Origin of the sequence: Roseobacter sp. HKCCD5988 (assembly GCF_037830355.1) — a bacterium.
In the GTDB taxonomy this organism is placed as follows: domain Bacteria; phylum Pseudomonadota; class Alphaproteobacteria; order Rhodobacterales; family Rhodobacteraceae; genus M30B80.
Window position 1 is genome coordinate 302684 of sequence record NZ_JBBLYJ010000002.1, and the last position, 25159, is coordinate 327842.

26 protein-coding genes are annotated in these 25159 nt (G+C 52.3%); 2 read left to right on the forward strand and 24 right to left on the reverse strand.

Annotated elements, in window-relative coordinates; genetic code table 11:
* Positions 1 to 21: 21 nt before the first annotated feature.
* The 7 genes from AAC636_RS09560 to AAC636_RS09590 all read right to left on the reverse strand — a co-directional run bounded on the left by AAC636_RS09560 (position 22) and on the right by AAC636_RS09590 (position 7584).
* A complete protein-coding gene (locus tag AAC636_RS09560; RefSeq protein ID WP_340301336.1) occupies positions 22 to 1509 on the reverse strand; it encodes a mannitol dehydrogenase family protein in 1488 nt (495 codons plus the stop codon).
* The gene (locus AAC636_RS09565; RefSeq protein WP_340301337.1) at positions 1509 to 2282 is read right to left on the reverse strand and encodes an L-iditol 2-dehydrogenase; all 774 of its coding nucleotides are present in this window, start codon (positions 2280 to 2282) and stop codon (positions 1509 to 1511) included. The genes AAC636_RS09560 and AAC636_RS09565 overlap by 1 nt, the downstream gene beginning before the upstream one ends.
* Complete coding sequence (locus AAC636_RS09570; RefSeq protein WP_340301338.1) at positions 2279 to 3283, reverse strand: ABC transporter ATP-binding protein; 1005 nt, start codon at positions 3281 to 3283, stop codon at positions 2279 to 2281. The genes AAC636_RS09565 and AAC636_RS09570 overlap by 4 nt, the downstream gene beginning before the upstream one ends.
* An 11-nt stretch (positions 3284 to 3294) precedes the next feature.
* Positions 3295 to 4125 carry a carbohydrate ABC transporter permease gene (locus AAC636_RS09575; RefSeq protein ID WP_340301339.1) on the reverse strand — a complete coding sequence of 277 codons (831 nt, stop codon included), beginning with the start codon at positions 4123 to 4125 and terminating at the stop codon, positions 3295 to 3297.
* A 12-nt stretch (positions 4126 to 4137) separates the two neighbouring features.
* The gene (locus AAC636_RS09580; RefSeq protein ID WP_340301340.1) at positions 4138 to 5004 is read right to left on the reverse strand and encodes a carbohydrate ABC transporter permease; all 867 of its coding nucleotides are present in this window, start codon (positions 5002 to 5004) and stop codon (positions 4138 to 4140) included.
* Between the two features lie 128 nt (positions 5005 to 5132).
* The gene (locus tag AAC636_RS09585; protein ID WP_317656338.1) at positions 5133 to 6437 is read right to left on the reverse strand and encodes an ABC transporter substrate-binding protein; all 1305 of its coding nucleotides are present in this window, start codon (positions 6435 to 6437) and stop codon (positions 5133 to 5135) included.
* Between the two features lie 115 nt (positions 6438 to 6552).
* Positions 6553 to 7584, reverse strand: coding sequence for a LacI family DNA-binding transcriptional regulator (locus AAC636_RS09590; RefSeq protein ID WP_340301341.1), 1032 nt, complete (start codon positions 7582 to 7584; stop codon positions 6553 to 6555).
* Positions 7585 to 7755: 171 nt separating this feature from the next.
* Between AAC636_RS09590 and AAC636_RS09595 the strand changes: the two genes are divergently transcribed.
* Positions 7756 to 7947, forward strand: a complete 192-nt coding sequence (locus AAC636_RS09595; protein ID WP_340301342.1) for a zinc-binding dehydrogenase — start codon at positions 7756 to 7758, stop codon at positions 7945 to 7947.
* A 37-nt stretch (positions 7948 to 7984) separates the two neighbouring features.
* On the opposite strand, the gene tpiA is transcribed toward AAC636_RS09595, so the two are convergent.
* Genes tpiA through AAC636_RS09635 form a run of 8 tightly spaced genes read right to left on the reverse strand, consistent with a single transcriptional unit; the run spans position 7985 to position 16410 of the window.
* Complete coding sequence (gene tpiA, locus AAC636_RS09600; RefSeq protein WP_340301343.1) at positions 7985 to 8725, reverse strand: triose-phosphate isomerase; 741 nt, start codon at positions 8723 to 8725, stop codon at positions 7985 to 7987.
* Positions 8726 to 8760: 35 nt separating this feature from the next.
* Entirely contained in the window at positions 8761 to 9096 is a 336-nt protein-coding gene (locus tag AAC636_RS09605) for a carboxymuconolactone decarboxylase family protein (protein WP_340301344.1), read from the reverse strand.
* 36 nt (positions 9097 to 9132) lie between these two features.
* The gene (locus AAC636_RS09610; protein WP_340301345.1) at positions 9133 to 9804 is read right to left on the reverse strand and encodes an HAD-IA family hydrolase; all 672 of its coding nucleotides are present in this window, start codon (positions 9802 to 9804) and stop codon (positions 9133 to 9135) included.
* Complete coding sequence (gene tkt / locus AAC636_RS09615) at positions 9797 to 11830, reverse strand: transketolase (RefSeq protein WP_340301571.1); 2034 nt, start codon at positions 11828 to 11830, stop codon at positions 9797 to 9799. Before tkt ends, AAC636_RS09610 begins: the two co-directional genes overlap by 8 nt.
* A 36-nt stretch (positions 11831 to 11866) precedes the next feature.
* The gene (locus AAC636_RS09620; RefSeq protein ID WP_340301346.1) at positions 11867 to 13147 is read right to left on the reverse strand and encodes an alpha/beta fold hydrolase; all 1281 of its coding nucleotides are present in this window, start codon (positions 13145 to 13147) and stop codon (positions 11867 to 11869) included.
* A gap of 11 nt (positions 13148 to 13158) precedes the next feature.
* A complete protein-coding gene (locus AAC636_RS09625) occupies positions 13159 to 14379 on the reverse strand; it encodes a transaldolase family protein (protein WP_340298607.1) in 1221 nt (406 codons plus the stop codon).
* An 11-nt stretch (positions 14380 to 14390) separates the two neighbouring features.
* Positions 14391 to 15380, reverse strand: coding sequence for an alpha-ketoacid dehydrogenase subunit beta (locus AAC636_RS09630; RefSeq protein ID WP_317656661.1), 990 nt, complete (start codon positions 15378 to 15380; stop codon positions 14391 to 14393).
* Between the two features lie 43 nt (positions 15381 to 15423).
* On the reverse strand, positions 15424 to 16410 hold the full coding sequence (locus tag AAC636_RS09635) for a thiamine pyrophosphate-dependent dehydrogenase E1 component subunit alpha (RefSeq protein WP_340301347.1): 987 nt from the start codon (positions 16408 to 16410) through the stop codon (positions 15424 to 15426).
* Positions 16411 to 16711: 301 nt separating this feature from the next.
* On the opposite strand from AAC636_RS09635, the gene AAC636_RS09640 reads away from it, so the two are divergent.
* A complete protein-coding gene (locus tag AAC636_RS09640) occupies positions 16712 to 17596 on the forward strand; it encodes a MurR/RpiR family transcriptional regulator (protein WP_340301348.1) in 885 nt (294 codons plus the stop codon).
* A gap of 134 nt (positions 17597 to 17730) precedes the next feature.
* Here AAC636_RS09640 and AAC636_RS09645 read toward each other — a convergent pair whose 3' ends face one another.
* The 9 genes from AAC636_RS09645 to AAC636_RS09685 all read right to left on the reverse strand — a co-directional run bounded on the left by AAC636_RS09645 (position 17731) and on the right by AAC636_RS09685 (position 25157).
* Positions 17731 to 18420: an MBL fold metallo-hydrolase gene (locus AAC636_RS09645; RefSeq protein WP_340301349.1), complete on the reverse strand. Its 690-nt coding sequence runs from the start codon at positions 18418 to 18420 to the stop codon at positions 17731 to 17733.
* Between the two features lie 11 nt (positions 18421 to 18431).
* Positions 18432 to 18716, reverse strand: a complete 285-nt coding sequence (locus tag AAC636_RS09650) for a putative quinol monooxygenase (protein ID WP_340298599.1) — start codon at positions 18714 to 18716, stop codon at positions 18432 to 18434.
* Positions 18713 to 19444 (reverse strand): HAD-IA family hydrolase, encoded by a 732-nt coding sequence (locus AAC636_RS09655; protein ID WP_340301350.1) that lies wholly within the window; start codon positions 19442 to 19444, stop codon positions 18713 to 18715. Before AAC636_RS09655 ends, AAC636_RS09650 begins: the two co-directional genes overlap by 4 nt.
* Entirely contained in the window at positions 19441 to 20313 is an 873-nt protein-coding gene (locus AAC636_RS09660; protein WP_340301351.1) for a class II fructose-bisphosphate aldolase, read from the reverse strand. The genes AAC636_RS09655 and AAC636_RS09660 overlap by 4 nt, the downstream gene beginning before the upstream one ends.
* Before the next feature lie 53 nt (positions 20314 to 20366).
* Positions 20367 to 20918 carry a VOC family protein gene (locus AAC636_RS09665; RefSeq protein WP_340301352.1) on the reverse strand — a complete coding sequence of 184 codons (552 nt, stop codon included), beginning with the start codon at positions 20916 to 20918 and terminating at the stop codon, positions 20367 to 20369.
* Between the two features lie 21 nt (positions 20919 to 20939).
* On the reverse strand, positions 20940 to 22502 hold the full coding sequence (locus AAC636_RS09670) for an FGGY-family carbohydrate kinase (RefSeq protein ID WP_340301353.1): 1563 nt from the start codon (positions 22500 to 22502) through the stop codon (positions 20940 to 20942).
* Positions 22492 to 22893, reverse strand: a complete 402-nt coding sequence (locus tag AAC636_RS09675; protein ID WP_340301354.1) for a hypothetical protein — start codon at positions 22891 to 22893, stop codon at positions 22492 to 22494. Before AAC636_RS09675 ends, AAC636_RS09670 begins: the two co-directional genes overlap by 11 nt.
* A gap of 238 nt (positions 22894 to 23131) precedes the next feature.
* Entirely contained in the window at positions 23132 to 24226 is a 1095-nt protein-coding gene (locus tag AAC636_RS09680; protein ID WP_340301355.1) for an ABC transporter ATP-binding protein, read from the reverse strand.
* Positions 24227 to 24278: 52 nt separating this feature from the next.
* Positions 24279 to 25157: a carbohydrate ABC transporter permease gene (locus AAC636_RS09685; protein WP_340298592.1), complete on the reverse strand. Its 879-nt coding sequence runs from the start codon at positions 25155 to 25157 to the stop codon at positions 24279 to 24281.
* Positions 25158 to 25159 lie beyond the last annotated feature (2 nt).

A 25159-nucleotide genomic window follows, 5' to 3' on the forward strand; every position in this document is an offset into this window, starting at 1 on the left:
GAACCTGCAAATGCCGAGGGCTTAATCAGCCGCCACATATGCGCGCAAGGCAGCGCGCATACCCGTCGACCAAATCAAACTTAACCAATCGCAAAAGGCTGCGGCAAAGCGCGGATCACCGGCCAGATCGCCATAGATGCGCGACATTGAGAGCCAAGACATTGGATCAGATTTGGCCGCAAGAGCGGTCTGATGCAAATCAGACCAATTAGGGTCGTTCGCTTCAATCACACTTCCATCTTCGCGCGTGGCGGCACACATCCGCGCCCATGCGGCCTCGACCAGAGCGAGACCTGAAATTGAGCTGCCCTTTTCCAAACTATCGCGCAGCGAAGGCAGAACAAAACCTGGATGACGGGATGACCCATCAAACGCCACACGGCGCGTGGTGTCGATAATCATCTCATTGCCAAAGCGGCGCTCAATCAGCGTCACATAATCAGCGGGGGTCATATCAGGCACGGGCTGCACATGGGGCGCGATTTCCTCGCGCACCACTTTCGCGAAGAAGGGTGCAACATCCGGATCCCCCATTGCCGACGAGATTGTCGCAAGCGACAGAACCTCACCTGCATTGGCCAACACCTGATGCCCGCCGTTCAGGATACGGATCTTCATCGCCTCGAACGCGTGAACATGATCTGAAAAGGTCGCGCCGGCCAAATCCCAATTTGGGCGACCCGCACAAAAATCATCTTCAATCACCCATTGACGAAAGGCCTCATGGGTGACGGGCACCTGATCATGCACACCAAACTCTTCGACCAAGGCCAATTCATTTGGCCCTGTCGCAGGAACGATACAATCCACCATCGAATTGGGAAAGCTGCAGGCGGTGTCGATCCAATCGGCCAAATCCGCATCCATCAGACGCGCAAGCGACACAATCGTCTGACGCAAAACCCCACCATTACCTTGTAGGTTGTCGCAAGACTGCAGCGTGATTGGTCCCTGCCCGTTAGCACGGCGCAGCCGCAAGGCTGCAACAATCGCGCCAAAGGCAGTGCGCGGCGTGTCAGGGTGAGCGATATCATGCACAATATCAGGATGCGCCGCATCAAACCCTAGCGTAACAGGATCGATATAATAACCGCCTTCGGTCACAGTTAGGGCGACAATTCGAATATCCGCCTCAGCGATACGCGCGATCAGCGGGCCATTACCATCTACCACGGGAATGTAGTCAATCATCGACCCAACCACTTCGGCAGAGACACCTTCGGGATCAAGTTTAATCAATGTCGTCAGACAATCCTGTGCCAGCATTTTTTGACGCTGCGCTTCGTCATAAGGGCGCACGCCTGCGCCGACAATCGCCCAGTTATGGGCAAGACCCTGCTCCATCAAGCGGTGCAAATACCATGATTGGTGCGCGCGGTGGAAATTCCCAAGACCAATATGAACAATTCCCGCCGAAAGCGCGCTTCGATCATAACTGGGCCGCGCAATCTTTGAAGGCAGGCTTGAGAGGTTATCTTGGCTAAGGGCAATCATCGGCACGTCTCGCATCAGCTCATCCAATTCCCGCCATCGACATTATATGTCTGGGCCACGATATAATCGGCATCCGCGCTTGCCAGGAACACGGCCATGCCAGTCAGATCTGCAGCGGTTCCCATCCGCCCAAACGGCACCGAAGCCCCGACCTCACGCTTTTTCTGTCCAAGTGGCTTGTTCTCGTACTTGGCAAAGAAGGCATCGACACCGTCCCAATGCTCGCCATCCACGACCCCGGGGGCGATGGCATTCACATTGATCCCGTGCTCGATCAGGTTCAGGCCCGCCGATTGAGTCAGGCTGATGATCGCAGCCTTGCTGGCACAGTAAACCGCAACCAACGCTTCGCCGCGACGCCCGGCCTGGCTGGCCATGTTGATAATCTTGCCCTTGATGCCGCGCTCGATCATGTGCCGCGCCACGGCCTGCATCGTGAAGAGGGCGCCAGCTACGTTAATCGCGAAGACCCGGTCGTAATCGGCACGGGTGATCTCGCTAATAGGCGCGGCCGAGAAGATCGCCGCGTTGTTGATCAGGATATCGATTTGGCCAAGGGCACCGATCACCGCTTCGACGGCCGTATCGATGCTTGATTGCGACGTCACATCCATCTCGACCGCGAACGCCTTAGAGCCAAGCGCCGCCGCCGCCTTACGGGCACGGGTGATATTGATGTCGCCAATCGCAACCTCTGCGCCTTCTGCAATGTAGCGCTGCGCAAACGCGTATCCGATGCCGCGCGCAGCCCCCGTGATCAGCGCCTTTTTCCCGACAAGCCGTTTCATGACTGGCGGAGCCCCTTTGCGTCAAAGCGGTGAATGTGATCAGGATTTGGCGTCAAATGTACAGTCGCGCCGTAATCTACGTTCATCTCACCTGAAATCCGCACAGTAATTGGTTCGGCATGGCCCTCGATTTGAACGTGCAAAAACGTATCAGACCCCAAATGTTCAGACACACCAACCTTTCCTGACCATGTGCCTTTGCTTGTGGAAATATCCAAATGCTCGGGGCGGATGCCAATTGTATGGGCACCATAGGGTTTTGCCAGATCACCGCCTAACAGGTTCATCTTGGGTGATCCGATAAAGCCTGCGACAAAGGTGTTGCAAGGGCGCTGATAGAGCTCCAACGGGCTGCCCACCTGTTCGATAACGCCTGCACGCAAGACCACGATCTTATCGGCCATGGTCATCGCTTCGACCTGATCATGGGTCACATAGATCATCGTGGTCTTCAGGCGCTTGTGCAATTCGCTGATCTCAAGGCGCATCCCAACCCGCAGCGCCGCATCTAGGTTTGACAAAGGCTCGTCAAACAAGAATGCGGCAGGCTCGCGCACGATGGCACGGCCAATGGCCACGCGCTGACGCTGACCACCCGATAATTGCCCTGGCTTACGGTCGAGATAATCCGTGAGGTTCAAAACCTCTGCCGCTTGCGCAACACGGGCGTCTTGTTCCGATTTGCTCAGCCCCGCCATACGCAGCGGAAACGCGATATTCTTGCGCACCGACATATGCGGATAAAGCGCGTAAGACTGGAACACCATCGCTAGACCGCGCTTGGCTGGAGCAATGTCAGTTGCATTCACCCCGTCAATCATCACCGCGCCATCGCTGACATCCTCAAGCCCTGCGATCAAACGCAAAAGCGTGGATTTCCCGCAGCCTGATGGGCCGACAAAGACGACAAACTCGCCATCATTAATGTCCAAATCCAGCGGCGGAATAACTTCGACATCCCCGAATTTCTTGGACACTTTGTTTAATGTGATCTGTCCCATTTCCGCTCCGCTTATTTAACCGCGCCAAAGGTCAGGCCGCGAACAAGTTGTTTCTGGCTGAACCACCCCATCACAAGAATGGGCGCAATCGCCATGGTCGAGGCTGCCGATAGCTTCGCGTAAAACAGCCCTTCTGGGCTCGAATAACTGGCAATAAAGGCCGTCAGGGGGGCCGCTTTGGCCGCTGTTAGGTTCAATGTCCAAAACGCCTCGTTCCACGCCAAAATGACATTGAGCAAAATGGTTGAGGCAATTCCTGGGATGGCCATTGGTGTCAGCACATACAGGATTTCCTCGCGCAAGGTCGCGCCATCCATTCGCGCAGCCTCTAGGATCTCGCTCGGGATTTCCTTGAAATAGGTGTAAAGCATCCAAACGATAATCGGCAGATTGATGAGCATCATCACCACAACCAAACCAACGCGGCTATCCAAAAGGCCAAGCTCAATGAAGAGCAGGTAAATAGGATAAAGCACCCCAACCGCAGGCAACATCTTGGTGGACAGCATCCAAAGCAAAATATCCTTGGTGCGTTTAGAGGGCACAAAGGCCATAGCCCAAGCGGCAGGGATCGCCACTAACAGGCCGAGCGCGGTTGAACCAAACGCGATGATGATCGAATTCCACAGGTAGCGGGTATAGTCCGACCGCTCCTGCACAACGCCATAATTCTCTAGAGTCCAGTCAAAGAACAAGAATAAAGGCGGGTCATTGATCGCTTGCGCCTCGGTTTTGAAGCTTGTCAGGATCGTCCATAAGATCGGGAAGAAGATCAAAAAGCCAATCGTCCATGCAACCAAAGTATTGATGAGCTTACGGTTTGGGGTGACTGCGCGGGCCATAGCGTTTCCTCCTCACGCGTCCAAATTCTTGCCAACGATGCGCATCAAGAAGACGGCAACAATATTGGCAAGGATGATGGCGTAGACCCCGCCCGCAGACCCCAGACCCACATTCTGGCTTTCCAACACGCGTTGGAAGATCAGGTAGGTCAGCGTCCGCGTGCCAAAGGCCCCGCCCGTGGTCACAAAAATTTCGGCGAAAATAGACAGTAAGAAAATCGTCTGGATCAAGATCACAATCGTGATTGCCCGCGCCAAATGCGGCAGCACCAAATTGAAAAACCGTGCAACAGGGCCTGCGCCATCCATTTCGGCGGCCTCTAGTTGCTCACCATCCAAAGATTGGATCGCGGTTAGCAAAATCAGCGTGGCAAAGGGCAGCCATTGCCACGAGACAATCATGATCAGCGATGTAATCGGCACATCCGACAACCACACAACAGGTTCGGCCCCAAAGGCGCGCCACAAATGCGCGAACAGGCCGTTGACGGGATCCATAAAGATATTCTTCCACACCAAAGCCGATACAGTGGGCATAACGAAAAAGGGCGCGATGACCATGATCCGCACGACACCCTGCCCCCAAATGGGCTGATCCAACAGCATGGCGAGGAAGATCCCAAATATGACAGTGATGGCCAAAACCCCAAGCACGATCACAAGGGTGGTTTGAACCGCAGGCCAAAACGAACTTGAGCTGATAAAGCGGATGTAATTCTCAAATCCGATAAAGCCTTGGTCGCCACCGCGCAGCGGCAGATATTGCCGAAACGAAAACCACAAGGTCATGGTCAACGGAACAAGCATCCAACCAAGCAGCAAGATCACAGCAGGGGCCATCATCACACGCGCAGCGGATCGTGAATGTTGGGTGGCCATCGGCAAATCCTTCACGGGACAGACATCGGGTCTGGTCAATATATGTTAACAAATACGGGGGCGATGTCGGAAAATGTGGGAGGCGACCTTGAGACGCCTCCCACGTTCTTGGGGAGGTGGGTTACCGCTTAGCGATAGCCCGCAGCTTCCATGGCTTCATTGGTGATGGCTTGTGCTTTTTCCAAAGCCTCATCAATGGACTGCTGGCCTGCATAAACTGCCGAGAATTCTTGGCTCACTTCAGATGCAATGCCCGCAAATTCTGGGATCGCTGCGAACTGAATGCCGACATAGGGGCTTGGCTCAACAGTCGAGTCGTTCGGGTCTGCGGACAAGATCGAACGAAGCGTCATGTCTGCAAATGGAACGTCTGCGTAGTTGGGGTTCTCATAGAGCGAGGTGCGTGCGCCTGGAGGCACGTTTGCCCAACCTTCATTGGCGGCAACCAATTCGATATACTCTTTGGAAGTCGCCCATTCGATGAACTGCTTGGCTGCATCTGCTTGCTGTGTGCCTGCAGGGATAGCCAAGGCCCAAGCCCAGAGCCAGTTGGAACGCTTGCCAAGGCCATTATCAGGTGCCAGAGCAAAACCGACGTGATCTGCAACGGTCGAGTCATTGGGGTTGGTGACGAAGGATGCCGCAACAGTCGCGTCAATCCACATACCGCACTTGCCCTGCTGGAACAGCGATAGGTTCTCGTTGAAGCCGTTGGTGGCATAGCCCGCAGGGCCCGATTCATTCATCATGCCAACAAAGAATTCCAACGTGTCACGCCATGGCTGTGTGTCGAACTGTGCGTTCCAGTCCATGTCAAACCAACGTGCGCCAAACGAGTTGGACATTGCAGTGATGAAAGCACCGCCTTCACCCCAGCCTGCCTTACCACGCAGACAAATGCCGTTGATGTCATTTGCGCGATCTGTCATCGCTGCTGCCGCCTCGCGGATGAAGGCCCAAGTTGGCGCTTCTGGCATTTCCAGACCCGCTGCTTCCATCAGGTCTGTGCGATACATCACCATCGAGCTTTCGCCGTAGAAAGGTGCCGCGTAAAGCGTGCCATCATGGCTCAAACCGCCTGCCATTGCAGGCAGAAGGTCAGCCACATCGTATTCGGCGCTGAGGTCGTCCAAAGGCACAAGCCAGTCATTAGAACCCCAGATCGGCGCCTCATACATGCCGATGGTCATGATGTCGAACTGGCCACCATTTGTGGTGATGTCAGTGGTCACGCGCTGACGCAGCACGTTTTCCTCAAGGGTCACCCATTCAACATTGATACCAGTTTGTTCTGTGAATGTATCCGTATAGCCCTGCATACGGATCATATCGCCATTGTTTACCGTTGCGATTGTGATGGTCTGCGCCATCGCAGCGCCAGCAGTCAGCACAGACAAAGCTGTCGCTGCAAGCAACGAGCGTTTCATAGTCATCCTACTCCTCCCAAGGATTCTACTCAGTGGCCAGACGTTACTGACAAAACTTGTTTCCCGTCAATAAAAAAATTTACGCGTGTAAATTTTAATTTTAGCCCTTGATAACCTTGGATTATGCCGAAGCGCGCATAATCAACTCGCCGTCAAACAGCGTCACTTGTCGGGTATCGCCGCGTTCGCCCGACTCGATCAAAGCCATCATTGTCTCAACGCTTTTCGTGGCAATACGCGCGTAGTCATGCGAGATCGTGGTCAAGGTCGGGCAGGTAAACCGCGCCACGGGGTGGTTGTCATGCCCCGCCACCCGAAACGCGCAATCCGCCTCACGCCCCACGCGCAAACCCAATTCATAAGCCGCTGCCAAAAAGCCAATGGCCAAGCGGTCATTACTGCAAAAAATCGTGTTGCTCGCAAAGGCGCGTTCCATAATCACCCGCCGCCCTTCGTTATAGCCGATCTCCTCAAGCGCCCACCCTTCCCCATGGGCCTGCACGACCTGTGGCGCGAACCCCAATCGTTCCATCGCGCCGATATAGGCCAAGCGGCGCTTATTCGCATTTGGGTTGGGCGGCGTGCGCATCTCGAAAAATACGGGCGGCTCGCCTGTACGGGTCAGATATTCCACCATCTTATCGGTTGCTTGTTCGTTGTTATGGCCCACAAAGGCCACGCCGATCCCCTCAATATTGGCATCAAAATTCACTGTAGGCACATCAGCGCAAAAGCTTTCCAATGCCGCCCGATCAGAGGCGCGCCCAAGCGGGGCCAATAGAACAGCCGCAGGCTTAATCGCGCGTAGTGCGTCCAAATTGCCAACCTCAAGCTGCGGATCGCCATGCGAGCTCAGCAAAATTGGGCGAAACCCCTGCGCAATTACCAATGTCTCAATCCGCCTTGCGATTTCGGCAAAAAACGGGTCTGCCAAATAGGGCAAAACAATGCCGATATTTTTCGTCAGCTTGCGGTTCTGGTTCACCGCAAAGATATTGGGGCGATAATTGCTTTCCTCTAACGCCTGCTCAATTTTGGCTCGGGTGGCGGGGCGGACGCTTTCGGGGTCGTGAAAATATTTTGACACAGTCGGACGCGACACCCCGCATAAGGCGGCAAACTCCTCCATATTGCGCACGGGCCGATCTTCCATTTGTCTCACTTTCAATTTTTTACCAAGCTTTACGTTTTCTTATCGCGCGGAAAAAATCAAGACTTGAGAAACTCTCCGATACGGCTTGATCGATGGACCAGACGTTTTTGACGTAGTTCCCTTAAATCAAAGGCTATTTCTATCCACTGGGAGTTTATGTTCACACGTCCAATGTTTGAGACTGCTGACATGCAACGTCAGGGCGAAATTCTCAATGAAGTTGCTTCCCTAATCGACGCGGGAACCATTAAATCAACAATCACAAACAACCTAGGGCGCATAAATGCAGTGAACCTTTTGGAGGCTCACCGGTTAATTGAGAGCGGCTCAACGAGGGGAAAGATTGTGTTGGCCAAGTTTTGATCGATATTTCTGGTATTTGTTAGGTGCTGCCAGATCATTAAGCGGCACATGAGACAATCTTCAAAAAGTCTTCCGCGCGCAGTGAAGCTCCACCCACCAAGACGCCAGATACATTGGACTGGGCCAGGATTTCAGACGCATTATCCGCGTTGACTGATCCACCATAAGCCAAGGGAACAGAGCAAGCTTCATCCCCAAAGCGTTCTATCAGCTTACGTCTCATGAACGTGTGCACATCACTAATTTCTGAAATGGTCGGTGTTAAGCCAGTACCAATGGCCCAAACCGGCTCATAGGCGACGACAAGCTTCGACAACTGGACATTTTCCGGAATTGAGGCGTGGAGCTGATTTTCTATGACACTAAGAGTGTTCTCAGCACTTCTATCTGCTTTTGTCTCCCCGACGCAGACGATGCAAGTGAGCCCTGCTGCCAAAGCAGCAACACATTTGGCATTGACTATGGGGTCAGACTCGCCGTGGTCAGATCTACGCTCAGAGTGACCCAAAATAACATACTCTCCCCCTGCATCGGTAATCATTTCCGGTGATATGTCGCCAGTGTGAGGTCCCATTGAATTCCAATGGCAGTCCTGCCCCCCAACTTGGATTGGCGAACCCTTAACAGCTGCAGCCATTTGAGCAATCAATGTAGCTGGTGGACATAACACCATATCGCAGGACTGACCGTTTAAGCCATCCAATAACTTGTCCACCTCGGCAAGATTACGGCTTTTGCCGTTCATCTTCCAATTACCAATTATTAAAGTTGAGCGCATTTGAACCAACTCGAAATGAATTATGTTTGGGGGTTTCACATTGCCCGGTAAGCTTCCAGAGCCTTGCCTGAATACATTAGGGCCGGGCCACCTCCCATTTCCACTGCCACGGCGAGGACTTCCGCAAGCTGATCCTCGGTGGCGCCATTACGCTTTGCCGCGTCCACATGGTACAAAATACAGTCGTGACACCCCTTCACGACAGCAATTGCCGTTGCGATCAGTTCTTTCTGCGCGACAGAGAAAGTCCCATCAGCAATCGCCGCCTTAGCGAGACGACCAAATCCCTGCATCATGTCTGGCGCAGCCTTACCTAGAGCCCCCAAACGTTCCTTTGCGGAGCTGAGTTCTGATTTGTAATTTGCAGTCATCGGCTTATTCCCCTTCAAGATTGGAGTTCATTTGGATTAATTGCTGCTAATCTTATCTAAGATCTGGTGTATTTCCCGAATGTCACTGAGCACGAAATTGGGCGCCAATTCTGACAAACGCCCCTTGTTATAGCCCCAGTCCACTAGAACCATTGGAAATCCAGCAGCCTTTGCCGCGGCGCAGTCCACTTCAGAGTCTCCAACCATAATCGTGGGCAAACTTGCCCACTTGTCGGAGACACATTTTTGAAGATGTTCGGGATTGGGCTTTGACACGCCGTAGGTGTCCGGGCCAACAACGTCTTCAAAGAAATCAAGTAGCTGAAACTCTCTCAAAACCTTTCGAGCACTTCCCTCAATTTTGTTGGTACACACAACTAGACGCCAACCCTCCTGCTTCAAGATTGCCAGCGTGGAGGCGGTGTTGGGATACACCGTGCTGTGTTTTGACAAGTTTCGAGAATACAGGCACCTGAAGCGAACAATTGCTGTTTCGATGAGTGGCTCTTGGGGGGAATTATTATCACCTGACAGGGCAGCGCGCACCAACTCGCCGACGCCGTGACCAATCATGTTCCGCACTTCACTCTCGCTGATCCTGCTCCGTCCGTATTCTTCGAGGACTACATTTAGTGAATTCGCCAAGTCAGGGGCGCTGTCCACCAACGTGCCGTCCAAATCAAAGATCACCGTGCCCTTTTCATTCATTTGATGATCTACCGCTGAGAAGCCCTCTGACACGCTCACAGACAGCCTGTGCTGTGATACCAAAGTGCTTATATAAATCATTAGCCGGCGCAGATGCGCCGTATCCCTTCATGCCTACAAATGCCCCATGGCTTCCGAGAAACTCACGCCAACCAAATTCGAGCGCCGCTTCGATACCAATTTTCAATACGCCATCATCCCCAAGAACATCGCTCTGGAGCTTGGCCTCGGCAGCCCGGAATAGCTCAAAAGATGGCAAAGATATAACCGCTGTAGGTATGCCTTCAGCCTCGAGGATTTCGCGGGCCTCGCAGGCAATGGAGACTTCAGAGCCAGTGGCAATTAGGGACACCAATCTCTTTCCGCACGCAGCCTCGGAAAGGACGTAGCCCCCGGTTGAAGACTTATTTTGGTCATCAGCCTCAAGCCTTAGGACGGGAAGATCTTGGCGTGACAATACCAGCGCGGTCGGCCCCTCGGTACGCTTCAACGCTATATCCCAGGCCTCAGCCGTTTCAACCGCGTCAGCTGGCCGGAGTACTACCAGGCCAGGCGTCGCGCGCAAGATGGCGAGGGTTTCAACTGGCTGGTGAGTTGGGCCATCCTCACCAAGGCCAATCGAGTCATGTGTCAACACGTGAACCATCGGCAGCTTCATCAAGCATGCGAGGCGCAGTGCTGGATGAAAATAATTAGCAAAAACGAGAAATGTACCTGCATACGGGAAATATCCTCCGTGGAGAGACAGGCCATTCATCACCGCAGCCATTGCATGCTCCCTAACGCCGTAGTGAATATAGCGCCCGGTGAAGTCATCGGCTGCTATCGCGGCAGTGCTGGAGGTGAGGGTATTTACGGAGCCCGTTAGGTCGGCAGATCCGCCAATGAGATTGGGAATGTAATTGGTTAGGACCTCTAACGCGTTTCCGCTGGCTTTCCGAGTTGAAGTGGCAGACGCCTTTTGGGACACCTGACACTTGTGCTGCAAAAGAGCGTCATCCCATCCAACTGGGAAACGGCGTGCCTGATGGTCACTGAATAGTGCCCTCTGTTGGGATGGCGCTGAATTCAAACGCAATTTCCAATCCATCCGATCGGCTCCGCCCCTGGCACCAATTAGGCGCCAGGCTTCCCGGATATCGTCAGGAATTTCAAATGGCGAGTGGGGCCAATTACACGCTAAGCGGGCTCCTGATATTTCATCGTTCCCTAATGGGGAGCCATGGCTTTTTGCGCTCCCCGACTTTGAAGGGGCTCCAAATCCAATGCGGGTCTTACAAACGACCATTGCCGGCCGGGTAGAGGCTTTCGCCAAAAGTATACTCTCTTCGACTGCCTCTGGATTGTGCCCATCAACCTCAAACGTATCCCACCCGGCGGCCTCAAATCTTTTCTGCTGGTCCTCTGACGTCGCTAGTGAAGTGGATCCATCAATCGTAATTTGGTTGTCGTCATATAAAACAACGAGGCGGCTCAGACCCAAGTGACCTGCCAGTGTTATCGCTTCCTGAGAAATGCCTTCCATCAGGCAGCCATCCCCGGCAATCACGTAGGTATGGTGGCTCACCAAATGCTCACCGAACCTAGCCCGATCCATTTCCTCTGCCAGCGCCATGCCAACTGCTGTCGCAATACCCTGGCCAAGCGGTCCCGTCGTGGTCTCGATACCTGGACCGTGGCCATATTCGGGGTGGCCAGCTGCGATGGAGCCTAATTGGCGAAACGATTTAATTGCGCTCAAGTCCCAACATGGAAAGTCACAAAGGTGTAGGAGCGAATACAACAACATCGAGCCGTGGCCAGCTGACAGTACGAAGCGGTCTCGATCTGGCCACTGCGGACATTTTGCATCAAATTTCAGGATTTTTGAGAACAGTACGGTGGCCACGTCTGCCATCCCCATCGGCATACCCGGGTGACCGGAGCCGGCACGCTCAACGGCATCTGCAGACAAAAACCTAACTGCGTTAGCCATGTCACTATGGCTAACCTCACGGAGGTCACGCATTTCATTCCCCTTTTGGATACTGGGACAGGGCTCACGCCATAGCAGTTCAGATACTTAACTGGCTGACTTCACTGTTCTAGCTACGATAGTGTTGACCAAAGACGGGCACTCAATTTGTGGGAGATGCCCTATGCCCGAAAGCTTATACAAGGCCGCGTGGGGCGGCGTCTTGGCGATGACATCACTGGACTGGACGATTGCGTCATCAGTCCCGATCACGACAGATGCCGCGCCGTTAAAGCGCCGCAAGCCATTCACGATTGAGAAAAGCTGAGTACCATTCTCGAATAGGCCTCGCGCAAGTTCCTGTTGGCTACCTACCAAGTCCGCTTCACTACGCGCCTTCAGGGTGGCGCGCACCAAGACGGGCGCCATATCGTCTGGATCGCGCACAAGGCTTTGCATCCACGTTTTGAGTGCGGCCTCTGATTTGGCGCCCAAAAATCCATCGATAAATTGGGCGTTTATGCCTGCACCCATACCCGCTGGAGACAGAAGGCTCATGGAGCGAATGTCGATATTTCCACGCTCAGACAGTGCCACGGCGACTGCCGCACCCAGCGAGTGGCCGACCAAGTGCAAACTACCACCCAGCGGTGAAATTGTTTGCGCCACGTAATCCACCAACTCGTCAAAGCTCTTGGCTTTTAGATCCCAACAAGATCCATGTCCCGGTAAATCCAGTGCGTAGATGGGATTTTCTAGGCCCAATTGGCCAACCGTTGGACGCCAAGATGAGAGATCGGATCCGAAGCCATGAATGAATATAATTGGATCACCGTGACCAGACTGAAGATTTTTCAAGCCAGGTACAGACTGCGCCCCTGGGGCTTGCGCCGCGACAGTTGCGAGTTGGGCCTCAACGTCCCGCAAGACAACCGCACCTAACGGGCCAGACCCCCGAAACTGATTAAGCATCTGCCCCGCCTCAAATACGCGCTTTCTGGCTGCGGGTGACGCTCTCAGAGGGCCGTCGACGGCTATGGAGCTCTTCTTAGAGTTGGCATTCAACTCGGATACACTTGATCGCACATCAACCACAGAAGACGTTGCGGGCTCCCTCGCGCTTGCTGAAGCTGTCGGCGCAACGGTTTCACCTTCCGCCCCAAGATGCATGAGCGGCTCGAGTACGGTGGCCACATCCCCAACGCTATATGGCAGGTTTATGACAAATCCCTCGGCAAAGGCTTCGACTTCAAAGCTTGCCTTCTCGGATTCTACCACAGCAACCAAATCACCTTTGGCAACCTTGTCACCAACCTTGACGTGCAATTCCACGACAGTTGCCTCTGTCAAGTCCTGCCCCACCTGGGGGACCAAAATCGCTTCAGCCATATCTAAATTCCTCAAGCCGCGCGCGACGACGTCTCTTCGAGAGCATTCGCAACAAAGTCTACAGTTTTTCTGGTTGCAGCCGCGAACTCAGTCGCAGTGGCAGCAAACGCACCAAATTGGGAAAACTCCTTCGGCAGCATTCCACCAAAATCGTAAGCCTGACGGAAATACGGCAGCTTGCGTAACTTCTGAATTAACCTGTCGGGAGCGTCTTCGTTGATAGCCTCACTGTCAAAGGGCTGCATACGATCCTCGGCATTCATTAGCTGCGATATGTAGGATGGGGGGCAAGTATAAACAAAGTCACCGCCTGCCAATTTCTCAACATGCCAGCTGGACGCTGTACCTCCAGGTCCGTCGTCGAATACGCGCATGGAACACTGCAACATTTTCGATGGATGGCCAGTTTCCTTACCGTAGCGATAGGCACGTTTCAGTACCGCAAGCTCTCCAAGTTGGATCTCCTCCGGCGTCAACTCAATACCACGAATTGCAGCCTGAGCACTAAGGTCGCCCAAATTTCCAAGTCGCGAAGACATGTGCGTGATAACGGAGCGCCACTTACTTAAATCAATACCGGCAGCATTTGCTCTGGATAGCCCACGTGACACTGCGTCCATGCACTCCACATACTGAGCGACCGTGAACGACGTCGTATTATTTGTTGAGATGCCGAGAGCCGTGAGTTCTTCAATTACTCGGTAACCCTCCGCAGACCCAGGAATTTTAACCATCATATTGGGGCTCTGGCGGGATAACTCTAGACCTTGTTCTAGCATCCGATCGTAGTCTGTCACAAACCTTGGGTCGACCTGACCCGAAACAAATCCCCGTCGACCGGCACTCGCCTCATATACCGGCAAGATCATTTCAGCACCCTTACGCGCAACGTCCAGGTAAGTGAGCCAATAGACTTCCTCAACCCCGGCCCCAGGATTAGCCTTGGCTATGGCGCGGATTTGTTTGGTCCAAAAATCTGGCTCAGCCTGGAGCGCTTGAAGCGACAGCGGTGGGTTTGTCGTCACGCCGCCAAACACCATTTGACCAGTTGCGTTGATGGTGTCTGCATTGAGTAGACGCTGGAGTTGCTCTTCCCATTCAGAACGCTTTCCTTCAGGAGCTTTTGAGAGGGTTTCGTGCTTCCACTTTTCATAGACCAACGGAGATGAGTCCCACCAAATCTCACAGTCTTGATTAGTTGCCGCCAACTTTTCGAGAATATGCAGCGTCATTTGTCCGTCTCCTATTCTGCAGCGGCGGAATAATTGTCCTGGTGAATGCAACGCTTTACTGCGGCAACAATATCGGGCTTCTGCGGGACACTTGCCGCCTCGAGCGTGAGGTTAAAGGGCACTGGAATGTCCAAGCCGGCAACGATTTCAACCGGCGCGTCTAAGTCCCAAAACGCCTCTTCCTGAATGATTGACGCAATGTCCGACGCGATACCCCCGCGGCGATTGGCTTCTTGAACAATAACCGCGCGCTTCGTCTTAGAAACGGATTGCAATATCATTTCGCGATCGAGTGGCACCAACGTGCGCGGATCAATCACTTCAACTGATATGCCCTGCTCCGCCAATTCAGCAGCCGCTTCTAGGGATCGCGGGATCATATTGGACCACGCAATGAGAGTGACGTCAGTACCGCTGCGTTTGATGTCGCCTTTCCCAAACTCGATGATGTGCTCACCGTCGGGGACCATCCCTTTAGTCATGTAGAGGTGCTTATGCTCTAGGAACATAACTGGATCGTCCTGGCGCATGGCATACTTCAGCAGACCCTTCGCATCCGCTGGAGTGGATGGCATTACAACTTTCAAACCGGGGATGTGATAAAAGAGAGCTTCAAGCGATTGAGAGTGCTGAGCTGCAACACCACCACCCGTGCCGCCCTGTGTTCTCATGACGAAGGGCACGCGGCCATCGCCACCAGTCATTAATCGAAACTTAGCGGCTTGGTTGACGATCATGTCCATGCCCAGCATCGCAAAATCTACGTATAAGATTTCTACAATTGGGCGAGCTCCAGCAATTGCGGCCCCCACACCAACGCCGATCATTCCCGCTTCTGCGATTGGTGTGTCACGCACGCGCAGGGAGCCATACTTATCGAGTAGACCCTCAGTTACTTTGTAGGAACCACCCCGCTCCGCGATACCCTCGCCAATAATGAACACCAGGTCATTGCGGGCCATTTCTTCATCAATCGCTTCGCGCAGCGCTTCGCGATACATCAACTCTCTTTGAGACACTTTACTTCTCCCACCTAACCGAAGCTCAATAGTCGGCCGCAAATGCGCGGAAATCTTCGATAGAAACTTCGCTACTATTTTTTGAAAACTCGACGGCAGCCTCAAATTCGGCCGCAATTTCAGACTCAATGGCATCAATTTCAGCGTCTGAAATGTCGGACATATCTTTAAGTGCCTTGCGGGCACGATCGACTGGGTCGCGCTGCTTGTAGTAGGTTAAGCGATCCTCAGGCATATACTTTCCGGGGTCATTTACGTGATGGCCCATATGCCGGAACGTCTTTGCCTCTATGAGCACCGGCCCCTTACCTTTCCGGCAAGTCTCAACGGCTTGACGCATAATCTCATAGACGGCCAGCGGATCGTTTCCGTCCACCTGGTGACTTTCAACTCCGATGCCCAAGCCGCGCTTGTACAAGTCCGGCTCGCGCGTGGATTCCTCAATCGGTGTGGATACCGCGTATTGGTTGTTTTCCACTACCAACACATAATTCAGGTTCCAGATGGCTGCTAAGTTGAGGCTTTCGAGAAATGTCCCGTTATTGGTTGCACCATCGGTGCTGAATGTCACTGTGACGGCGTCCGAGCCCCTTATCTGGTTTGCGAGTGCTGCACCAACGCCGAGCGGTGTCCCTGCCCCAACAATTCCGTTGGCGCCCAAATTACCAACTGAAATGTCAGCGATGTGCATTGATCCACCGTAGCCCTTGCAATAGCCAGTATCTTTCTGGAGTAGCTCGGCGACCATTTTTTTAACGTCTGCACCCCAAGCGATGCAGTGGCCATGACCTCGGTGAGTTGACGCGATGTAATCGCCCTCGGAGAGAGCCGCGCAGACGCCCGTGGCAATCCCCTCTTGCCCAAGGTACGGGTGGAAGTATCCACGGATCAAACCCTGGCGATAAAGTTTTATGCCTTCAGTCTCAAAAACCCGTATCTTGTGCGCTGTGCGGAAAATTTTTTCCAAAAATTCCCTTGAGTAAGCGTTTGACGCTGACGATTTCTTTGCCATACCCTTAGATCCACTTCAAAACTGAGGAAGTCTGTGCTTTTTCTTGAGTGAATCGGTAGCATCTTCAAAAACTATTGTCGAGAAAATTTTCTACATATTGCAAGAATTTCCAGAAAATTTTTTGTACGAAATTTTCACACTCGTCAGAAAAATGTCAATTTAATAAACAATATCAATTGCTTGTAGTTATTTTGTTTGTGATAAATATTTTCAAGAAATGTGGGGAATGTCTTTCCTGCACTCGCAAATTAGCATAAGCTAAGTGTGAACGCTGCGATCATGCGAAAACTAGGAGAAGAAGTTGGACAAGAATAGCGATCTACTTGACCGTATCCAGGCTCAGTACGCCGATCTCCGCAAGTCTGAGAAGGTTGTCGCAGATTACCTAAGGCGTCACTCTACCGACAAGCTGCAGCAATCGATAACAGAATTCGCAAAGACACTAGGCGTGAGCGACGCGACGGTGAGCCGGTTTAGCCGTGCCTTAGGGTACTCAGGCTACCCAGATTTAAAGCTAGCTCTCGCGGAAGCTTCTGGGGGCGTGGACCGGAACAGTGTTGTTAACATTCCCAGCGAGCTCGACAGAAATGATCCACTCATAACGTTGAGTGCAAAATTATCAGTTTTGCTTTCAAACAGTATCTTGGGAACGCAAAAACTACTCGACGAACAGCTTCTCGAGCAATGCGTTGGAGACCTTAGGACTTGTGACCAAGTTGTTTTGATAGGGGTCGGTGGAGCATCCGCAATCTGCATGGAGGCGGCGCACCTATTCACAAAAGCCGGAGTGGATGCCAAATCATATGATGACGGCTACAATCAAATCGTTGCGGCAGCTAATATCAGTAAAAACAGCTTGATGATCGGTATCTCACATACCGGAACTACAGCTGACGTCGGAAACGCTCTGACGCTTGCCCGCAAAAATGGGGCCTCGACAATCGCCATCACGAGTGAACCGCACTCCTTGGTAGGAAAGTCAGCCGCGCGTACCCTTCTAACCTGGAACTCCAACACCCCAAGCGTCCCACTCTATGGCGACTTCCTAGAGGGCCGCATGAGCCAGCTGTTTCTTATCAATATGTTGTACGTCGGGCTGATTTTTGGGCGTGATGATAAACACACCCAGCACTTAAAAGCCACGGCAGAAGCTTTGGAAGCATATTATCGGCACGATCGGGGCTGAAAATTGTCAGCTCGATGTTGAACAATTGCGTACAAACGCTCCAATCAAATCGGCATGAACTATTGAATTTATGCGCCCGGCCAGGAGGATGGGAGGAAGAGCGGCCGAGCGCAACAGAGAACCGCTGTAATTTCTTATCGCGATTGCTCTAAAACAAACACGTGTGGATTTTCTGAGTGTGGAAGACCCGAAATGTCTAAATCCATCTCTGAACTCTCAATCCACGTTACGCGTTCAGGAGAGATACGGTCCGTGAATGTAGTGACCGGCTCAATGTCTAGAACACCCTTTTCACTGAAGTAGTGCATGGGAATGACGGCCCTAGGCTTTATTCGCGAAATGAAGTCATCCAAATCATCCAAGGAAATTGTCGCATGCTCACCCGTGAGTGCTAACAAGAGATCAACCTTCCCGGCTAGATTTTCAATATGCTCAGGCGCTACTGCATTACCTATGTCGCCCATGTGAAGAACACGGACACCGCCAATCTCAAAATGGTAGAGCGCGTTCGCATCTGGATCTCTTTGGAAGTATTTTTGGAAATCATAGGTCATACTCTCCATCGCGGGATAGGACGTTATAAATAATCCCCCGACTTCCAATCCACTGTCTGAAACTTCAAGTGCATTCACTACGGTAGGATTACCGCCGACGTGGCTAGCGTCACAGTGAAAATCATCCGTTGCGGAGCTCATTATCACGATATCAGCCGGCTCGGATATCGGGTCAAATCCCGCGAGTGAGGGGGTATATGGATCCGTCACCACTGACAAACCCTCTTCCTCTAAGCGAAAGCTCGCATGGGCGTAAAATTTTAGTTTCATCGAAGGTCTCCTCAAACCTCTTCACCAGTAAATAGGGTCCAACTGTCACAGAGTTCTTCTTGGCGAGCAGCAAAAGCGGTTAAGTGGTCGCTTTCCATGTGATCATTCCAATGAGGCCGTGTCTCCCAGTCCTCAACAAACATAAACAGCCCTTGCTCATCGTGTGAGCGATGCATCTCATATTTGTTGCAACCTTCTTCCAACCTGGTTGGTGCAACCAATGAAGCAAGCACATCCTCAAGCTCAGCCTCTTTCCCGGCCTTGGCCTTCAATGTCGCAATAACGGTCAAAGTCATGCCGTCTCCTTTCGATATTTCACTAATTGTTCACAAAGTTGGAGGTCGACGCCCTGGTCTAGGTTTGAAACCACGTGATCAGCGGCGTCGAAGTTCTCGGAAGCTGTGTAAGCTGAGATTGTTATTATACAGTTCATTCCAGCCGCCTTAGCGGCGCTGAGACCAATATGGCTATCCTCAACTACAACGCATTTCGTGGGTTCCACTGACAACGTTGTTGCGGCCAAGTGATATATCGCTGGGTCTGGCTTCTTGTGCTTAACCACATCACCGGCGAAGATTTGTATTCTGGATGATCTTTTGTCACCCAAAAGTTTCCAAACCAATGTAGCAACGGCTCTTTCGTTAGAGGTTGAGCACACGGCAACCTTTAACCCCGCTTCGAACGCGGCGTCTATCATTCGGGCAACGCCATCGCGCAGCGTTAAAGCCCCACTTTCGATTATGTTCAGGAAAAACCCTGTCTTCACTTTATGAAGGTCTATAACCATCTGGTCGCGCTGGTCCTCACGCGCAACAGGCCAGCCCACTTCATCGAAATGGCGGCGCAGTCTTTCTTTGCCACCGCCAGTCGTTAGTAAGTCGCCATAACGCTCAATATCCCAATGCGCATCGATATTAAGTTCCTTAAAGGCCATGTTGAAGGCGACCCGGTGGCCATCGCGCTCAGTATCAACTAAGACGCCATCACAGTCGAAAATAAGTGCTTGAATTGGACTTTCACTCATTGACGTGCTCCTGAAGCTGTGCCGTTGGAGCCAAATAGTTTGATCGATCCTTTCACATCGGCCTTCATAGTCTGATACTGAGCCTCCACATATGGTATCGGCTCACCCAGTGATGGAGACGTCGCCTTCACCCCACAAAATCCATCAATGAACAACTGTTTATGGCCGGTGGAGATGTTAACTTTTGCTGCACCCAAGCTAATGCACTTATGGAACTGATCCGGGGTTAACCCTGTCCCACCATGAAGGGCTATCGGCACTTTTACTGCCTCAGAGATGCTCTGGAGTAAGCCAAAATCAATTTTGGCCTCTCCTCTATAGAAACCATGTGCCGTGCCTATTGCCGGCGCAAAAACATCAAGATTTGGAAGCTCTCGGCAAAACTCAACGCACTCCGCGAGGTCCGCCAACATTGCGGCCTCATCGCTAACAACTTTATCGTCCTCTACGCCACCGATCGCCCCAATTTCAGCCTCCAGACCCACGCCAGCTGCCTGCGTGAGTTCGTATACTTGCTTGGATTTTTGGAGGTTCTGCTCAAAAGGAAGTGACGATCCGTCAAACATCACGGCTGTCCAGCCGGCGTCGATACACATTTTTATGATATCGACATCAGTACAGTGATCGAGGTGCAGCGCGACTGGCGTGTCTACATTGCCAGCCATCGTTGCGACCCACGCTCCGACTTCCTTGGCCCCCCAATACTTAACTGTTTTAACCGATACCTGGACGATCACGGGCGCGTTAAGTTCCGCGGCACCATCCACTATGGATCGGGCGCTGTTGTAATCTATCATGTTATATGCGGCGACCCCAAAGCCTTCGGATCTCGCGCGCCTCAACATAGGCCCCATCGATACTAGCGGCATTTTAACACTCCTAAACGCTGTGAAGCGCCGGCAATAGCCGGCGCTGCCCGCGGTCAAATTTTGGTTTCGTCGACTTTTGCAGGATGAAACAGCCTTGATCTTCCAGCGGCCTTCGCCTCGTTGTCGAACACCGTTCCCTTGGGAGCTGATACAATCTCAAGCTGCATGCCCCATGGGGCCATAAAATAACACCAGGTCAGTCCAAGATTTGGGCCATCGGTATAAGAGGTTGGCTCACCGAGTATTTCCACATTGTTCGCCTTGAGGAAATCTATGGCAGCATCCATATCGTCGACATAGAACGCCAAATGGTGACCGCCTATGTCACTGTTTTTGGGCGGAATTTTAACTTGGTCTGGAGCTTCGTACTGAAAAATCTCCAAATTGGTCCCGTTTCCACAGCGGACATATCGAAACTCTTTGATTACGCACCGGTCATCCACCCTTAGATGCTCCGACATCCAAGAGCCCTCGCCCTTGAAATCTTTCGCAGCGGTGTAAAGAACCTCCGCGCCAAGGATTTTTTCGAAAAATTCACAAGCTTCATCGATGTCTGGCACAGTGAAGCCGATGTGTTCCATTCCTCGCATTCCAGGCATTGCCATTTTACTAATCTCCCTATTGCGTCACAGATGCTTAGAAACAAAGTCACTCAGCGCTTGGTACTGCCCCGAATGAGCGACAGCCTCATAGAAGCCGCGGTAGACTTGATGCTGGTCTTCATAGAGGCCCCGAAGTTGTTGATTTGGGTCAAAAGTGCTCTCAACCTGCACCATAGAGTCCACCGCTTCGTCGATAGAAGCGAAGGCGCCGGCGCCAAATGCACCCAGAATTGCCGCACCAAGAACCGTACACTCGCGCTCTTTCAAGACAGTGGTCGGCTGGCCGATTATATCAGTCATTATTTGCACAAAGCCGTCTGACTTTGTGCCGCCGCCTGTTAACCGGAAATCCGTAATCCCGCCGTCCACGTCGCTTTGAAATGCGTCAAAAACCATGCGCATTTCGTTTGCGCACCCCTCTAAGAGGCCCCGGATCAGGTCTGCGCGCTGATGGTATAGACCGAGCCCGAGGAAACCTCCGCGAGAAACTGCGTCGTAATAGGGCGTGACTTGGCTAGCCATAAAGGAGTGAAACAATACCCCATTCGCGCCAGGCTTCGAAGTTTCGGCCTCGTTCACCATCACGCTGTAGACGCTCTTTCCCCTTTTTGCCGCTTCATCAAGCTCATTGCGGCCCAAGTGGTCGCGCCACCAGCGGAGACAGGCACCCAAGCTGAAGGCGCCCCCTTCAATGTCCCATGCTCCAGGCACACCATGCCCGCCCCACCAAAGATTTTTGCCTTTGATACGTTGAAGGCTGTCGATATGGGCCACCATTACACCAGCGGTACCCACGGTGAATTCAGCCATTCCTTGCTTGATGACACCGGCACCAATGGCAGCACACTGCTGATCACCGGCGCCACGGCACAGTACCAAACCCTCCGGGAGGCCCATCTGTTCAGCCGCTTCCTTGGATAGCCTACCGACTTGACCTGATGGAATACCTACTGGAGGAAGGCGATCACGGTCGATGCCACATACTTTGAGAATGCGATCAGACCAATCAAGTTTTTCAATATCCATCATGCCGTTAAGCGTGAGGGAGGCCGGGTCTGTAGACCAATCCTCTCCCCCCATCCGATAGAGAAAATATTCTTGGCCATTCGCGAACCAACGAGTTTTCTCGAAGAGTTCTGGGGCATTTTCTCTAAGCCAAATAATTTTTGCTGCAGACCAGAGGGGGCTTATTTGCATGCCGGTGTGTTCTTGATGCTCTCCCTCGCCCGGAAATTCATCTGCGAGCTTCTCCTCACATTTGAGGGCCCTCCCACAGTTCCAGACAATTGAATTCATCAGGGGCTTTTTATGCTCATCCAGGAGCGCAAACGTTCCACGCTGACTTGAGAGGCCGAGAGACACGTATGCGTCTGGTGACAAATCTGCTTGAGCGGCTGCCTGGCGTGAGGCCTGACATATACCGTCCCAAACAGCCTTAAGGTCCTGCTCAATCCACCCAGCCTTCGGGGACTGACAATCATATTCCTTGTAGCCATGACCCAAAGCGTCCCCACGCTCACTGAAGATCATAACAGTGCAGCCAGTTGTGCCCGCATCAATTCCGACAAATGCACGTTTAGCTTTCATTTTTTCCTCCCACAGAGATCGAATGGCTGTCTAGCCATGACGACAAAGCGCCTAAAAATTTCTTGCGCCGCTTTTTTTCTTGATCCGAGAAATCATCCAGTAGTCTTTGTTTCTCGATCAAAACGTCTTCACTGACGGAGATCGATTGAACGCAATCCACCGCTGGGTAGGTGTCACCTGTCCCAGTCCATCCACTGTTTGTTGAAAACCCATAGACCGCTAATCCGGATGGCCATGTGGCATCGAGCAATTGTGGTGTATCTCCTCGAGTTCGAACCCAGCAGTGAATGTCGCGAATATTTCCAGCACGAACTTGATCGAGGAGGTCTTGGGACATTGAACTATGCGGGGGAACTCCTGCGGCAAAGTCGCAGTCAACTAGCTCAATCACTGCATCAAATCCCACAATTCGAAGAGCATCACGAAGGATTATGTGTTTAGCAGTGCATGCCCCCCTTCTCGCTTTAAGGGCTGCATACGGAGACCTGTCCCCACTTGAGAAATATGGGATCTCTCGTACTGCGTGATAGACTTCAACCAGGGCAGCATGGCCTGAGCTCGAAATGTTATCGCGCACAAAGCCTTGTAACTCGGACTGATATCCACTGACGCTCACCGATCAATCCTCCTCAGAAATAGGCGTGCCCATCACCTGAGTCGAAGACGTGCCACTTGTCGCGATTTACAGTGAGGTGGCAGCTATCGCCCGGTTTGCCGTTGAACTCAGGGGTTGTTTTCACGCGAATTCGCGCATCTTCCAACTCCACTTCCACGAGCATGTCGCCCCCCAGCAATTCATTAACAAAAATCTTGCCTTTGATGCTGGGTTCGCCTGGATCAGTCATCGAAATACTCAGCGCATCAGGTCGTACGCCCATGCGCGCTTGCTTCGCCTTACGAGCGCCATTAAGGCGTTTTATTTGCTCGGAGAGCAGCGGAATTTGGAAATTTTTATGGCTAAGGTGCACCTGATCCCCATTGCCTTGAAGGTCGCAGGTTAAGAAATTCATTGCCGGCTCGCCAACGAAACCAGCCACCCAAGCATTCACAGGATGATTATAAATCTCACTGGGGGTACCCCACTGCTGCAGCTCTCCGTCATGCATGACCGCAATATAGTCAGCCATTGACAGAGCCTCGAGTTGATCATGGGTGACGTAAATCATCGTCGTACCCAGTGACTTTTGAAGGTGCTTGATTTCACCTCGCATGTGAGCGCGCAGCTTGGCGTCAAGGTGCGCGATCGGCTCATCAAAGAGGAAGAGTTTCGGCTCACGTACAATCGCGCGACCAATTGCAACTCGCTGCTTCTGACCACCCGATAGTTCGTGCGGCCGCCGCTCCATCAAGTGATCAATCTCGAGGAGCTTACCCGCAGCCTCAACGCGATCCTTGATGGTACTGTCGTCCATCTTACGCAGTCGCAATGGATTTGCCATATTCTCAAAAACCGACTTGTGCGGGTAGAGCGCATAGTTTTCAAAGACCATTGCTACGTCGCGATCTTTTGGAGCCAGATCGTTAATACGCTCATCATCAAACAAAACGTCTCCAGAAGAGATGTGCTCAAGCCCCGCAAGCATCCGCATTGTCGATGATTTCCCACATCCAGAAGGGCCTAAGATCGAAACAAAACTTCCATCTGGACAGGTAATGTTGAGGTCCTTCACCGCCGGCGTTTCACCGTAATATTTCCAAACGTTTTTAAGCGTTACTGTAGCCATAATAGCCTCCCAATGTGACGGCTCTGAACATCCTTCATGCCGTACAAACCAATCATTCCTTCACAGCGCCCATGGTGAGGCCAGTGACAAGATATTTGCGAATAACCAAGCCAAGCAGCATCATGGGTGCGGTTGTCACGACCCCCGCGGCCATAATTGAGCCCCACTGAATATTTTGAGGTTGAACCAGCTCACGCGTTGCTACCGGCAAAGTTTTTGCACCGCCTGACCCAATAATCGCGGCGAAGAGAAAATCATTCCACGCGAACAAAATGCAGAGAACAACAAAGGCGCCAATGCCAGGGGCCACTAATGGTACAATCGACCAAAATGCTTGGAAGCGAGTGCTTCCATCAACCATCTGAGACTCTTCGATTGCATATGGAACGTTGTCAAAAAAGCCCTTCAAAATCCAAATTGCGAATGGGAGGTTGAATGTGGTGTAGGCAAGGATCAAACCTGGAAGAGTTCCGACGAGATCAAGTGTACGAAAGATCGAATAGAGCGGCACCATGACGGCCACAACGGGCGCCATTCGCGTAGAAATAATCCAAAAGAAGAGGTCTTTCTTTCCACGAAACTCTACTCGGCTGAGACTGTACGCAGCCAGAGATCCGAACACTACTGACACAATCGCAGAGCCACCCGCTGCGATTAGACTATTTGCCATGTAGCGCCCAAAATTTCCCTCGGAAAACAGGCTTGAGTAGTGCTCAAACGTCGGAGTGAATTCGAAAAAAATACCGACACCCGACCAATCTCCTACTTCAGGCAGGTTGAACGCCTCCAACAAGTCTTTGAAGGACGAAACAAACATGATGACAAAAGGAAGGAGCGTCCAAATCAGGTACACGGCCAGGAACAACGCAGCAGAAACACGCAGCGCTTTTTGTAATGGCGTATCGTAGTGAACGACGTCTTGAGAGGCCATAA

What these genes read in the sequence shown, in the direction of transcription:
- AAC636_RS09560 (WP_340301336.1), bottom strand. Translation starts at nt 1,509, where the DNA reads ATGCGAGACGTGCCGATGATTGCCCTTAGCCAAGATAACCTCTCAAGC.
- AAC636_RS09565 (WP_340301337.1), bottom strand. Translation starts at nt 2,282, where the DNA reads ATGAAACGGCTTGTCGGGAAAAAGGCGCTGATCACGGGGGCTGCGCGC.
- AAC636_RS09570 (WP_340301338.1), bottom strand. Translation starts at nt 3,283, where the DNA reads ATGGGACAGATCACATTAAACAAAGTGTCCAAGAAATTCGGGGATGTC.
- AAC636_RS09575 (WP_340301339.1), bottom strand. Translation starts at nt 4,125, where the DNA reads ATGGCCCGCGCAGTCACCCCAAACCGTAAGCTCATCAATACTTTGGTT.
- AAC636_RS09580 (WP_340301340.1), bottom strand. Translation starts at nt 5,004, where the DNA reads ATGGCCACCCAACATTCACGATCCGCTGCGCGTGTGATGATGGCCCCT.
- AAC636_RS09585 (WP_317656338.1), bottom strand. Translation starts at nt 6,437, where the DNA reads ATGACTATGAAACGCTCGTTGCTTGCAGCGACAGCTTTGTCTGTGCTG.
- AAC636_RS09590 (WP_340301341.1), bottom strand. Translation starts at nt 7,584, where the DNA reads ATGGAAGATCGGCCCGTGCGCAATATGGAGGAGTTTGCCGCCTTATGC.
- AAC636_RS09595 (WP_340301342.1), top strand. Translation starts at nt 7,756, where the DNA reads ATGTTTGAGACTGCTGACATGCAACGTCAGGGCGAAATTCTCAATGAA.
- tpiA (WP_340301343.1), bottom strand. Translation starts at nt 8,725, where the DNA reads ATGCGCTCAACTTTAATAATTGGTAATTGGAAGATGAACGGCAAAAGC.
- AAC636_RS09605 (WP_340301344.1), bottom strand. Translation starts at nt 9,096, where the DNA reads ATGACTGCAAATTACAAATCAGAACTCAGCTCCGCAAAGGAACGTTTG.
- AAC636_RS09610 (WP_340301345.1), bottom strand. Translation starts at nt 9,804, where the DNA reads ATGAATGAAAAGGGCACGGTGATCTTTGATTTGGACGGCACGTTGGTG.
- AAC636_RS09620 (WP_340301346.1), bottom strand. Translation starts at nt 13,147, where the DNA reads ATGGCTGAAGCGATTTTGGTCCCCCAGGTGGGGCAGGACTTGACAGAG.
- AAC636_RS09625 (WP_340298607.1), bottom strand. Translation starts at nt 14,379, where the DNA reads ATGACGCTGCATATTCTCGAAAAGTTGGCGGCAACTAATCAAGACTGT.
- AAC636_RS09630 (WP_317656661.1), bottom strand. Translation starts at nt 15,380, where the DNA reads ATGTATCGCGAAGCGCTGCGCGAAGCGATTGATGAAGAAATGGCCCGC.
- AAC636_RS09635 (WP_340301347.1), bottom strand. Translation starts at nt 16,410, where the DNA reads ATGGCAAAGAAATCGTCAGCGTCAAACGCTTACTCAAGGGAATTTTTG.
- AAC636_RS09645 (WP_340301349.1), bottom strand. Translation starts at nt 18,420, where the DNA reads ATGAAACTAAAATTTTACGCCCATGCGAGCTTTCGCTTAGAGGAAGAG.
- AAC636_RS09650 (WP_340298599.1), bottom strand. Translation starts at nt 18,716, where the DNA reads ATGACTTTGACCGTTATTGCGACATTGAAGGCCAAGGCCGGGAAAGAG.
- AAC636_RS09655 (WP_340301350.1), bottom strand. Translation starts at nt 19,444, where the DNA reads ATGAGTGAAAGTCCAATTCAAGCACTTATTTTCGACTGTGATGGCGTC.
- AAC636_RS09660 (WP_340301351.1), bottom strand. Translation starts at nt 20,313, where the DNA reads ATGCCGCTAGTATCGATGGGGCCTATGTTGAGGCGCGCGAGATCCGAA.
- AAC636_RS09665 (WP_340301352.1), bottom strand. Translation starts at nt 20,918, where the DNA reads ATGGCAATGCCTGGAATGCGAGGAATGGAACACATCGGCTTCACTGTG.
- AAC636_RS09670 (WP_340301353.1), bottom strand. Translation starts at nt 22,502, where the DNA reads ATGAAAGCTAAACGTGCATTTGTCGGAATTGATGCGGGCACAACTGGC.
- AAC636_RS09680 (WP_340301355.1), bottom strand. Translation starts at nt 24,226, where the DNA reads ATGGCTACAGTAACGCTTAAAAACGTTTGGAAATATTACGGTGAAACG.
- AAC636_RS09685 (WP_340298592.1), bottom strand. Translation starts at nt 25,157, where the DNA reads ATGGCCTCTCAAGACGTCGTTCACTACGATACGCCATTACAAAAAGCG.